Genomic DNA, 11699 nt, shown 5'->3' with positions numbered 1-11699 from the left:
TCCCCCCTAGGCCGACATTACCGGGCGCCGGCGCGCTGCAGGATCGGCTCGAGGGCGGCCCAGGTATTGGCATCCACGTCGCGGCCGTTCAGCTTGAAGGTCGGTGTGCCGGCAATGTTGTACTCGCTGCCGTAGCGCTGGGTGTGGTTCGCCATTTCTTCGAGCTTGGCGACATCGGCAAGGCACTGGCGGCCCTGATCTTCGCTGATCCCGCGCGCGGCGAAGAAATCGAGATAGCCCATCTGTTCGGCGGCGACCACGAAACGTTCCTCGATCGGGCGCTGCATCGCCGCTTCGAATGTCGCCTGGTTGGTCTGTACCGGCTGCATGATGGTTTCGAAGTTCTGCCACACCTGATCCGACAGCGGGACTACCGCTTCGACCGGCCCGCATTGCGTGAGTCTGCCGAGCAGCAGATCGATCGGACCGTGAATGGCGAATTGGCGCAATTCGAAGCTGACCACACCGCTATCGACATATTCCATCAGCGGCTCGGCGCCTTCCATCGAGAAGCGCGCGCAGGTGCCGCAGGTGAGGGAGCCGTATTCGACCAGCTTGAGCGGCGCATCGGGATTGCCGACCAGCGTGCCGCCTTCTTCGGTCATCACCGCCGTGCTGCGCCATTCGGTGCCTTCCGGCGCGGGGATGGCGGCGATCGCTTCGCCTTCGATCTCGCCGGTTTCTTCCACTCCCGATCCGCAGGCGGCGAGCGCCAGGGCAAGCGGGGCGGCAAGGGCGAAACGCAGGGTCTTGATCATCGGATTCCTCGTATCTTGACTGGTGAGGCTAGGTCAGCGGATGCGGCCAAGGGAAGGCGTGGGGGAGCGTATCCACAAGGCTTTCCCCGGAAAAAAGCGCTAATCGCGCGGTCAGAAGACATCCTTGAGGCGTTTTTCGAGTGTCGGCCAATCATGCGTCGCTTCGAGCAGCTCGCCGTCGAGCACGAAGCTGGGCGTGCCGGTCAGGCCGTATTTCTGCACATCGGCGGCCGATTGTTCGGCCATTTCGCGCGCCTTGGCCTCGTCCGACAGGCAGCGATCGATCTCGACGCGCGAATAGCCGCGACCTTCCATGATCTCGTAGAAATCGAGATCGCTGGCGATCGCCTGGAGGCGAGCGGGAAGCGAGCCGAACTGCCAGCGCGAGCGTTGCGCCTGGGTGGCCTTGCCCGCCTTTTCCATCCATTCGTCGAAGCGATACATGATCGCCTCGTGATTGCCGCCGAACTTGTTCGCATCGCCGCAATGGGTGAGCAACGCGGCGGAAAGGTCCACCGGATCGCGAATCAGGTGCCGGATTTCGTAGCTGATCCGCCCGGTCGGGACATAGGCGACCTTGATCGCGCCTTCGCCGGTGCGGGCGAAGGTGGCGCAGTGCGAGCAGGTGTAGCTCATGAATTCGATCAGCCTGGTTTCGGCTTCCGGATTTCCGAAGACGTGCCCGCCATCGGATTCGGCGAGCATTCCGCCCCAGTTGCCGCCGGGCAGCATCAGGCGTTCCTGCGCGCTTGCGCCCAGTGCCAGCGTTCCGACGCCGACCAGGGCAAGGGCCTTCACCATCATCGACTTGATAATCACCTGTCCTCGTTCCCGTCTTCTTGCGAATTCATACTGCGCGCCAGCGATTCCAGCACCGTCCTGAGTTCCGGATCGCCGATATCGCGCAGGCTGTCGCCCAATTCCATCGGAATCGGCTTGAGCGACGGCGGCGCCTTGGGCTTTTCCCTGCCGGGCGGTGGCTTAACCTCGCCTTGCCGCAGCTTGATACGGGCCACCGCGCGATAGCCGAAAAAGCGGTTCACCCGATCGATGATTTCGGGGATCACCTGCTGCACCAGCGGCGCATGGGCAGGCTTGACCACCAGATGCATGATGCCTTCGGATTTCTCGCCCCGGGGAAAACGGATCATCTCGGGCGTGCAGGTGCGCGCATGCACCTCGCCGACGATTTCGGGCCAGCGGCTGACGACCGAGCTCTGCACGAAGCCGAAGCGGCGAAAGGCGCTGCGTCCGATCTGCGGCATCAGGTCGCTGATCGGTTTCGCCCCACCGCCGCGCGGGCGCTGGTATTTCTTCGATCCGGATCCGGTCTTGTCGCTTCCCATGGTGGGAGCGCTCATGCCATAGGCCAGGCGTGGCCGCCACCGTCTCCGATCAATTGCTCGACTGGTACGATGCGCATGCGCGCGTCCTGCCGTGGCGCGCGCGGCCCGGTGCGCCCCCGCCCGATCCCTATCGCGTGTGGCTGTCGGAAGTGATGTTGCAGCAGACCACCGTGGCGGCGGTGAAGCCCTATTTCGAAGCCTTCACTTCGCGCTGGCCGACCGTCGAAGCGCTTGCCGCTGCGCCCGAAGAGGACGTGATGGCGGCCTGGGCGGGACTCGGATATTACTCGCGCGCGCGCAATCTGGTGAAATGCGCGCGCGAGGTGGCACGGCGCGGCGGCTTTCCCGAAACCGAGGCTGCCTTGCGCGAATTGCCCGGGCTGGGCGCCTATACCGCGGCCGCCGTGGAGGCGATCGCATTCGACCGCCGTGCCGTAGTGGTCGATGCCAATGTCGAGCGAGTGGTTGCGCGGCTGTTTGCGATCGAGGATCCGTTACCGGGCGCGCGCAAGGCGATCCGCGCGGCAGCCGAGTCCATTACCCCGAACCGGCGCGCAGGCGATTTCGCGCAGGCGATGATGGATCTGGGTTCCTCCATCTGCACCGCGCGCGATCCCAAGTGCCTGCTTTGCCCGCTATCCCAAAGCTGCGAGGGCAGGGCGGCAGGCGATCCGGCCCGTCTGCCGGTGAAGGCTCCGAAGAAGGCGAAACCGGTGCGGCAGGGCAGCGCCTTCTGGATCGAGCGCGAGGGGGCGGTGTGGCTGGTCAGGCGCGAGGGGAGGGGCATGCTCGGCGGGATGCGCGCGCTGCCCGATGACGGCTGGAGCGCGCGCGGCGACGGCACGGGAGAGGCTCCCCTGGCGGGTGGATGGGAAGCTGGCGGCGTGGTGCGCCACACCTTCACGCATTTCGCGCTGGAGCTGTCGGTGCACATGCAGCGCGACGCGGCGCAGCCAGCCGGCGAGGGCGAATGGTGGCCGCTCGACACGCTCGACGACGCAGGCCTGCCGACCCTGTTCGCGAAGGCAGCCCGGCTCGTCATGGCGTGATTCCCCGCGCAGGCGGGAAATCACGGGCACGATGCGCTAAATCGCCCGGGGCTCCCGCCTTCGCGGGAGAGCGGTCGTCAGAAAATCCCGCCGCCCAACGTCAGCCGCACCGCCGCGATCAGCAGCACGATCAGGCAGAAATTCCGCCCGCCATTGCTCGACGACAATTGGCCGAGCACCACGCCGATCACGATCAGCGGCAGCGCGAGCCAGTTGGCCCAGCCGAGGAAGGGAATGGTCGCCGGAATGACGACCACGAGCGAAACGATCCCGAACAGGATGGAGAGGAAATTGAACATGTGTCCTATATGGATAGGACACCGGGCCATTGCAACAGTTTCGATTCGCAATTGACGCCCTCCCGCCTCTCCCGCACAAACCCGTCAAACGGAATTCGGAGAGACTTGGATGGCCTATCGCAGCTTCGGCACCCCGCAAATGTCCCGTCGCGCGCTGCTGCGTGGGGGTGCCTGGCTCGCCGCCGGTGCGGCGCTGGCGGGGTCGCCGATGGGGCGGATGGCCACCGCCCGCGACTATGGCGCGAACTGGCGCAACGTCACTGCCATGGTCGATAGCTACGTCGCCGAGCGCAAGGTCGCCAACATGATCGCCACGCTTGGCTGGGGCCGCTCCGATCCGCTTCATATCGCGCGCGGCACGCTGGCGCTGGGCGGACCGAGCAAGGTCGATGCCGACAGCCTCTATCGCATCTATTCGATGACCAAGCCGGTCACCGGCATGGCCGCGATGATGCTGATCGACGAGGGCCGCCTGGGCCTCGACCAGCCGATCGCCGAACTGCTTCCCGCCTATGCGAATATGCAGGTGCAGAGGACCTATGACGGGTCGCTGACCGATCTGGTGCCCGCCGAGCGCCCGATCACCGTGCGCCAGCTTCTCACCCATACCGCAGGGCTGGGGTACAATATCGTGCAGAAGGGGCCGATCAGCGCCGCCTATACCGAGCGAGGACTGGTGCCGGGGCAGGTGAGCCGATTGCCGATCCCCGGTCTTGGCCGTGGGCAGGCGGTCACCGGACTCGATACCTTTGCCGATCGCCTCGCCGAACTGCCGCTGGTGCTGCAACCGGGCACCAAATGGAGCTATTCGGTCAGCCTCGACCTGCTCGGCCGCGTGATCGAAGTCGCCAGCGGCATGGCGTTCGACGAATTCCTGCGCACGCAGATTTTCGAGCCCGCGGGCATGACCAGTACCTGGTTTACCGTTCCCGAAAGCGAGGTCGGGCGCTTTACCACCAATTACGGCATTATGAACAACACCCCGCTGCCGATGGACCCGGCCAGGGCCTCGATCTATCTCGACGAGCCGCCGTTCCCCTTCGGCGGTGCGGGGCTGGTTTCGTCCGCCCGCGACTACGATCGCTTCCTCACCATGCTGCTCGGCTACGGCACGATCGATGGCAAGCGCGTGATGGGCGAACTTGCCGTGCGCGTCGGCACGTCGAACCTGCTACCCTCGACCGCGACCACCGAGGGCACCTGGGTCGAAGGACAGGGCTTCGGTGCGGGCGGCCGCGTGACCGACGGCGCCTATGGCTGGGGCGGGGCGGCGGGCACCGTCGCCTTCGTCAATTTCAAGGCCGGCCTGCGCGCGACCCTGATGACGCAATATATGCCGTCCGAAGCCTATCCGATCCATACCGGCTTTCCCGCTGCGGTGGGCAAGGATCTGGCCGCGATGCAAGCCGCGAAGGCGTAAGCCATGCTCGCTTTTACCGGCTCGCGCCTCGACCGCGCCGACCACGTGCGTGCCGACCCCGAACGGTTGGCTGGATACATGAACTGGAAGGCGCGGTTGCTGGCGCTGGACGGGCTGATGCCTTCGATCGGCGACGATGGCGGGCTGATCTGGGGCACGCTCGCCGATGCGCCCGAGGATGCTGAATTGTGCTTCCTCGGCCTCGACGACGGCAAGCCCTGTTTCGCCGCCGTGCCGCCTAAGGGCGATGCCAGCCCGCGCATGGCCAATCCGCAGTTGTGGTCGCTGATGGCGACGCTGCGGCCAGACGACCTGGCGATCTACGGCGGCGCGCGCAGCCTGACCGACTGGCATGCGCGGCACCGTTTCTGCGCGCAATGCGGCGGCGACACCAGCATCGCGAAGGGCGGCTGGCAACGCGAATGCAGCCGATGCGGGGCAAGCCATTTCCCGCGCACCGATCCGGTCACTATCATGCTGGTCGAGTATGACGGCAGGCTGATGCTGGGGCGCGGCCTCGGCTGGCCCGAAGGCGCCTTCTCCGCGCTCGCCGGTTTCGTCGAACCAGGCGAGAGCATCGAGGAAGCGGTGAACCGCGAAGTGCTGGAAGAAGCGGGCATCACCGTGCGCGATGTGTCCTATATCGCCAGCCAGCCCTGGCCTTTCCCCAGCCAGCTAATGATCGGCTGCCATAGCCATGCCAACAGTGACGAATTGACCATCGACGAGACCGAGATGGCCGAGATCAATTTCTACACGCGCGAAGAGGTGGAAGCCGCGCTGGCCGGGAACGGTCCTTTCCGCTGCCCGCCGCGCCATGCTATTGCGCATCACCTGATGCAGTGGTGGGTGAAGAGATGAGCGAACCGAGAACCTTGCGGATCGATATCTGGTCCGACGTCATGTGCCCCTGGTGCCTGGTCGGCTGGGGGAGCCTGCAGAAGGGGCTCGAACAGCTCGAAGGCGAGATCGAGGCGGATGTCCGCTGGCATGCTTTCGAACTCAACCCCGATATGCCGCCCGAAGGCGAGGAAAGCACCGCGCATATCGCGCGTAAATACGGTTCCACCCCCGAACAGTCCAAGGCGGTGCAGGGCCGTATGCGTGAGGCTGCGCAGGGCGCGGGCGTATCGCTCGATTACGAGGGGCCCGATCCGGAACCGCAGCGCTGGATGTGGAACACGTTCGATGCGCACAAGCTGCTGACCTGGGCGGGCGAGGAGCACGGCCCCGCCAAGCAGACCGAGCTCAAGCTCGCGCTGTTCCGGGCGCATTTCAACGAGCGGCGCAAGATTGCCGATCACGCTGTGTTGCTCGATGTGGCGCAAAGCGTCGGGCTGGACCGCGCCGCTTGCGAGGCGGCGCTCGCGAGCGAGGAACTTGCCCACAAGGTCCGCGCCGAGGAGCGCGCCGCCTGGGATCTCAACATCACCGGCGTGCCCGCCATGGTGGTCGAGAACAAATTCATGATCCCCGGCGCCCAGCCGCCCGAAGCCTATGTCGACGCGCTGCGGCGGGTGGCGGAGAAGGTGCCGGCGTGAGCGATTGGGTCCCGGCAAACGCGGTCATTACCGGCGGCGCTTCGGGGATCGGATTCGCAATTGCGCAACGGCTGGCGGGGCGCGGCGTGCGGGTAATGCTCGCCGACTTGCCGGGCGAGAGGCTGGACGAAGCAGCGGCGGGCATCGAGGGCGCGCTGGCACAGCCGTGCAATGTCTCCGACCCGGCGCAGGTCGATACCCTGGCGGATGCGGCCTTCGACCGGCTCGGCACGGTCGAACTGCTGCTCAACAATGCCGGGGCCGGCGGCCCGCGTGGCAAGCTGTGGGAGATCGACCCGGCCGATGTGCGGCGCCATTTCGACGTCAATTTCTGGGGAGTCTGGTACGGCTGCCGCGCCTTCGCGCCGCGAATGATCGACCAGGACGTGCCGGGCGCGATCTACAACACCGGCAGCGAGAACAGCTTCTTCTGCGCTGCGCCGCAGACCGCCGCCTATATTGCGGGCAAGCATGCCGTGCTCGGCCTTACAGAAAGCATGCGCGAGGACCTGCCCGATCATGTCCATGCAGGCACGATAGTTCCGGGCTGGGTCTTCACCCCGTTCGGCGATGCACGGGTCATGCAGCATGGGATGGATGTCGGCGAATATGCCGACCTCGTCATTCCGCAACTGCTTGCTCGGCGGCGCTTCGTCGTCAGCCATCGCTCGAACCTCAAGCGGATCGACGAACGCATGGACGTGCTGCGCGCCAGCTATTCCGAATTCGGCAGCGACGACGACAACGACGTTCGCGATGCCATCGCTCGCCTGACCGGCGGCTAGCTGCCGCGGGAATCCTGCATTGCGGCGATTGTCTTGTCGCCCTTCTTCGCATCCTGCCGTGGGTTGTCAGAACCGACTTCGGGCTCGCGATTGTCCGGGTCCGTGGCGCGGTTTTCCTCACCGCGCTTGCCGACCCGGCGATTGACCTCGCCGCCGGCCGAACCCTGCTGGGAAGGCGTGGCACCTTCGGTGATTTCCTCGATCAGTTCGTTGTCGGGATGGCGCGATTGGCGTTCGGGCATGGTAGCATTCTCCTTTGCCCGACCAACGGTTCTCTCATGGGGCGAGTTCCGAATTTGCGCCCCGTGTTCAGGCCGCGCGAACCGAGTTCACGAACTCCTGCGAGCGGGCATCGAGATCGCGCGCCGTGCCGTCGAGCGTGTCTGCCGATGCGAGCACTTTGTCTGCGGCCGCCCCTGTACTGCGCGCCATATCGCCGATCTGCGCGATGCCGCCCCCGATGTTCTCGACGCCATTGGCGGCGAGGTCGAGATTGCGGGCCAGTTCGCGGCTCGAAACCGATTGTTCATCGACCGCCTGCGCGATTGCGGTCGCGGTCAGTTCGACTTCGCGGATGCGCTCGCCGATCCGGGTCAGCGCGTCCACGCTTTCGCGAGTCATGACCTGCATTCCGACGATGCGCGAGGCGACATTGCCCGTGGCCTCGCGGGTCTGCCGGGCGAGCTCCTTCACTTCCGAAGCGACCACGGCGAAGCCGCGCCCCGCCTCGCCGCCCCGCGCTGCCTCGATCGAAGCATTCAGCGCGAGCAGGTTGGTGCGGTCGGCGATCGCGCCGATCAGGTCGACGACTTCGCCGATTTCCTCGGCCACGCTGGCAAGCTCGGCCATCTTTCCATCGGCCACTTCGGCGGACTGCCGCGCGTCCTGCACCACGCTTGCCGAATTGCCCGCCTGGCGACCGATCTCGGCCACCGACATGGCGAACTGGTCGCTCGCCGCGGCGGCCGCGGTGACGCCGACCTGCGTTTCCGACATATCGCGCGAGACCTGTTCGACGAAGCCGATGGTCTGTGTCGCAGCCCCGGCCATGTCGCTCGATGTCGACTGCAACTCGCGCGAGGCCTGCGCGACGCCGCCGACCACTTCGCCCACACCGCCCTGGAAATTGTCGACCAGCCGGCGCAGGATCGCATTCTGCTCCTCGCGCGCCCTGCGCTGCAAATCGGCCAACGCATCGGCGCTCTTGCGAAACACCACCAGCGCGCGGGCCATTTCGCCGATTTCGTCCGCGCGGCCCGTGCCGGGGATCGCGATCGAACGGTCACCGCTCGCCAGCCGGGTCATGGCCCCCGTAATTTCCGCGAGCGAGCCCGAAACCTGGCGGGAGAGCGCCTGCGCGCCGAAATGAACCAGCGCAATGCAACCCGCGATCAGCCCCAACGCCACGATCATAGTCCAGGTCTTGAAAGTGTCGAGCGACCGCTGGGCCGCGTCGGATTGCGCCACCAGCGCTGCCTCGATGCCGGCGGCCTGCTGCGCCAGCTGGTCTCCGCTGATGTCGATCGCATCGGCCAGCGCGTTGCCGGTGGCGGAGGGGCCGTGCGCGTTTATCGAGGATTGCAGGGCGCGCAATTCGGGCTCGAAGCCCTCGACCTGCGTCACGAGCCATTCCATCTGCTCGCGCGAGTCGCTGCCACCGCCCTCGAGCGCGATCGCGGCATCGATCTCCTCGCGCGCCTGGGCCAGCGTCGCAAAGGCGGAGGCGATCGTCGCGGGTTCGCCATCGGCGGCATAGCGCGAGGCGAAATAGCGGCTTTCGGCAATCGACGTGGCCAATTGCGATGCAGCCATGGCACGCGACGCGGTAACCGCAGCCCGATCGGATCGTTCGGTAAGCACCGCCTGTGCCACGCCGAGTATGGTGCCGAGCAGCATGAGGATCAGCGTGAAGGACAGGGCGAAAACCCGAACCTTGCCCGAGATACTGGCGCGCATGAGGCCGAAGCGTTCGAAAGCTCCGCCGCCTCGCCGCGCTTCGATTGTGGTTTCGGACTGGATCGGTTCGGCAGGCTCGACCGAAGGCTTCGGATCGGCTTCGCGAATGAATGCGTCGGCGAATTGCGGGTGGAGGGACATGGGGAAACGCTGCGCTGTTGAAGTCAGCCGCGATCTAGTCGGCAGACCTTGCCAAGGCGTAAAGCATAATCAGGAAAAACTTTCAAAAGCAGTGACTTAATTCAGAAACCTAACGGTCGCACTTCAGTCGCAAATACGCGAAAACAAGCACTTGTGTACTGCAGCGGAAAACTCAGATCAGGCCGAGCCGTTCGAGCTTGCCCGCCAGCTTGCCCGGCAGCGCGTCGCCGATGTCTTCGCCCGGCGCCAGATCGCGCGGCGGATCGCCCTTGAGATAGCGCCAGCCCTGGTGCGCACGCTTGGGGCGGGGGTGGACGCGCACCAGTTCGGGCTTGAGGTCGATCGACCAGCGCCCGTCGTTGGTTTCGCTGAAGCCGAGGATCTCGCTGCGCGCGACGATGGCGTGCTGGTGGATCCAGTAGAGAGAACCGCCGATGCACTGTTCCCACTTGGTCGGGCGATAGCGTGTGGTCAGGTTGGGGCTGCGCCGCTGCGCATACCAGCTTTCGATATCGCCATAGCTTTGCGCGCCGAAGGCGATCTTGGTCAGGTTGAGCGGCATGGGAGTGAGATAGGGTTCTGGGCAGGCAATGGAACCCCTGACGTTACCCACGCAGCAAGACAACTCCACATCGTCGCCCCGGACTTGATCCGGGGCTGGTGCTACGGGCGGCCTTTCGCTTCGTCTCAAAAAGCACCGACCCCGGATCAAGTCCGGGGTGACGTTTGGGTGGGGACACACAGGATGGAAGCGACGCTGCTGAAACCGCTTTCCTACACCCGGGCGACCGATGCAGACCTGTGCCCATGCCGTCGGCCCACACCTTCGAACCCGCACGAAACCGCTATCTTGCAATAGAAATCGGGCCCGCAGCTTTTTCCGCCCTGGACCGTGTAACACCCGGTCCATGTGTAGGATGGCTAGCCGACGATCCCGCTCGCCACGGCCAGGCCGAGGAAGGCGAAGAAGCCCATCGAATCGGTGATCATCGTCACGAATACGCTGCTGGCCACCGCCGGGTCCTGATCGAGCCGGTCGAAGGCCACCGGCACCAATACGCCAGCGAGGCCTGCAACGACCACGTTGATCACCATCGCCAGCGCGATCACGCCGCCGAGCATGGGGGTGAAGACCAGCCCCGTCGCGATGCCGATCAGCACCGCGATGGTCATCCCGTTGAGCACCGCCACGCGCATTTCGCGCAGCAGGATGCGCCGCGTGTTGCTGCGCGTCAGCTGATTGGTGGCGATCGCGCGCACGGTCACCGCCATGGTCTGCGTGCCCGCATTGCCGCCGATGCTGGCGACGATCGGCATGAGGATGGCGAGAGCGACCAATTGCTCGATCGCCGCGCCGAACATCGCGATGATGAGGCTGGCGACCAGCGCGGTGCCGAGATTGGCGACCAGCCAGCGCACGCGCGCCGAGTATGCCTCGCGGATCGGCTCGTTGATGTCGCCTTCGCCCGCACCCGACATCAGCAGCGCGTCCTCGCCCGCCTCTTCGGAGATGATGTGGACCACGTCGTCCACCGTCATCTGGCCGACCAGCCGCTCGTTCTCGTCGACCACGGCGGCGCTGATGAGGTTGTACTTCTGGAACATCAGCCCGACCTCTTCCTGGTCGAGCATGGCCGGGATCAGCGTCTGGTCGCGCTTCATGACATCGGCCAGCGCGACCGCGCGCGGGGCGCGCATGATCCAGGAGAGCGCGCATGTACCGACCGGATGGTGCTTCTCGTCGACCACGAAGATCTCGTAGAACTCGTCGGGCAGGTCGGATTGATCGCGCAGGTAATCGATCAGGTCGCCGACGGTGAGATGTTCGGGCACCGCGACGAGGTCGCGGCTCATCAGGCGGCCGGCGGTCTCTTCGGGATAGGACAGCGCGGATTGGATCGCGATCCGGTCCTCGAGTTCGACCTCGGCGAGGATCGCGCGCTGGTCGGCCTCGTCCAGATCCTCGATCAGCTGGACGGCATCGTCGGTCTCGAGCTGGTCGACGATCTGGGCGACGGCTTCCGCAGGCAGCGCCTCCATCATGTCTTCGCGGACGTAGTCGTTGAGCTCGGCAACGACCTCGGAGGTCATCAGATCGGTGATCGCCTCGGCGAGCTGGTAGCGCTCCTCGCGTTCGAACAGTTCGAGCAGGTCGGCAATGTCGGCGGGGTGGAGCGGCTCGACCAGTTCGTAGACCGCCTTGGTGTCGCCCTCGTCGAGCGCATCGGCCACCGAACGGACGAATTCGGGCTTGAGCGTGTTCTCCTCGTCCATCCGCTCGTCGTCGATACGGTCGTCGGGGCGCGCCTCTTCGACCGGCTCACGCGCCAACAGGATACCGTCTTCGTCGACAGGGCGGTCGCTCTCGCTCATCGGAGCGGGTCTAGGCACACGGCATGGGAAT

General features: G+C 65.5%; 13 protein-coding genes. 5 read left to right on the top strand and 8 right to left on the bottom strand.

Features of this window, described 5'->3' with window-relative positions:
- Positions 1–17: 17 nt before the first annotated feature.
- The 3 genes from ACQY4G_RS00250 to ACQY4G_RS00240 form a co-directional block, all read right to left on the bottom strand.
- Positions 18–758: a thioredoxin domain-containing protein gene (locus tag ACQY4G_RS00250; RefSeq protein ID WP_067691179.1), complete on the bottom strand. Its 741-nt coding sequence runs from the start codon at positions 756–758 to the stop codon at positions 18–20.
- Positions 759–869: 111 nt separating this feature from the next.
- Entirely contained in the window at positions 870–1577 is a 708-nt protein-coding gene (locus ACQY4G_RS00245) for a thioredoxin domain-containing protein (protein WP_067691174.1), read from the bottom strand.
- Positions 1574–2119, bottom strand: coding sequence for a DUF721 domain-containing protein (locus tag ACQY4G_RS00240; RefSeq protein WP_421992181.1), 546 nt, complete (start codon positions 2117–2119; stop codon positions 1574–1576). Before ACQY4G_RS00240 ends, ACQY4G_RS00245 begins: the two co-directional genes overlap by 4 nt.
- A 14-nt stretch (positions 2120–2133) precedes the next feature.
- Between ACQY4G_RS00240 and ACQY4G_RS00235 the strand changes: the two genes are divergently transcribed.
- Complete coding sequence (locus tag ACQY4G_RS00235) at positions 2134–3153, top strand: A/G-specific adenine glycosylase (protein WP_421992179.1); 1020 nt, start codon at positions 2134–2136, stop codon at positions 3151–3153.
- Between the two features lie 77 nt (positions 3154–3230).
- Here the strand turns inward: ACQY4G_RS00235 and ACQY4G_RS00230 are convergent, their stop codons facing one another.
- Positions 3231–3452 (bottom strand): hypothetical protein, encoded by a 222-nt coding sequence (locus ACQY4G_RS00230; protein ID WP_421992177.1) that lies wholly within the window; start codon positions 3450–3452, stop codon positions 3231–3233.
- Between the two features lie 109 nt (positions 3453–3561).
- Between ACQY4G_RS00230 and ACQY4G_RS00225 the strand changes: the two genes are divergently transcribed.
- The 4 genes from ACQY4G_RS00225 to ACQY4G_RS00210 are packed head-to-tail and all read left to right on the top strand — an operon-like array spanning position 3562 to position 7198.
- A complete protein-coding gene (locus tag ACQY4G_RS00225) occupies positions 3562–4872 on the top strand; it encodes a serine hydrolase domain-containing protein (RefSeq protein WP_421992175.1) in 1311 nt (436 codons plus the stop codon).
- A gap of 3 nt (positions 4873–4875) precedes the next feature.
- Positions 4876–5733, top strand: coding sequence for an NAD(+) diphosphatase (gene nudC, locus ACQY4G_RS00220; RefSeq protein WP_421992173.1), 858 nt, complete (start codon positions 4876–4878; stop codon positions 5731–5733).
- Positions 5730–6413: a DsbA family oxidoreductase gene (locus ACQY4G_RS00215; RefSeq protein WP_421992171.1), complete on the top strand. Its 684-nt coding sequence runs from the start codon at positions 5730–5732 to the stop codon at positions 6411–6413. The genes nudC and ACQY4G_RS00215 overlap by 4 nt, the downstream gene beginning before the upstream one ends.
- Positions 6410–7198 (top strand): SDR family NAD(P)-dependent oxidoreductase, encoded by a 789-nt coding sequence (locus tag ACQY4G_RS00210; protein ID WP_421992169.1) that lies wholly within the window; start codon positions 6410–6412, stop codon positions 7196–7198. The genes ACQY4G_RS00215 and ACQY4G_RS00210 overlap by 4 nt, the downstream gene beginning before the upstream one ends.
- Here the strand turns inward: ACQY4G_RS00210 and ACQY4G_RS00205 are convergent.
- The 4 genes from ACQY4G_RS00205 to mgtE all read right to left on the bottom strand — a co-directional run bounded on the left by ACQY4G_RS00205 (position 7195) and on the right by mgtE (position 11668).
- Positions 7195–7440, bottom strand: a complete 246-nt coding sequence (locus ACQY4G_RS00205; RefSeq protein WP_421992167.1) for a hypothetical protein — start codon at positions 7438–7440, stop codon at positions 7195–7197. The two genes, ACQY4G_RS00210 and ACQY4G_RS00205, sit on opposite strands and share 4 nt — an antisense overlap.
- A gap of 67 nt (positions 7441–7507) precedes the next feature.
- On the bottom strand, positions 7508–9295 hold the full coding sequence (locus tag ACQY4G_RS00200; RefSeq protein WP_421992165.1) for a methyl-accepting chemotaxis protein: 1788 nt from the start codon (positions 9293–9295) through the stop codon (positions 7508–7510).
- Positions 9296–9467: 172 nt separating this feature from the next.
- Positions 9468–9857 carry a DUF1489 family protein gene (locus ACQY4G_RS00195; protein WP_421992163.1) on the bottom strand — a complete coding sequence of 130 codons (390 nt, stop codon included), beginning with the start codon at positions 9855–9857 and terminating at the stop codon, positions 9468–9470.
- A 359-nt stretch (positions 9858–10216) separates the two neighbouring features.
- Positions 10217–11668 (bottom strand): magnesium transporter, encoded by a 1452-nt coding sequence (gene mgtE / locus ACQY4G_RS00190; protein ID WP_067691133.1) that lies wholly within the window; start codon positions 11666–11668, stop codon positions 10217–10219.
- Between the last annotated feature and the right edge of the window lie 31 nt (positions 11669–11699).

The sequence above is a fragment of the Qipengyuania sp. genome, assembly GCF_965277845.1.
GTDB lineage: Bacteria > Pseudomonadota > Alphaproteobacteria > Sphingomonadales > Sphingomonadaceae > Qipengyuania.
The sequence above is the reverse complement of the archived record's forward strand: the minus strand, read 5'-3'. Positions and strand labels throughout refer to the sequence as shown.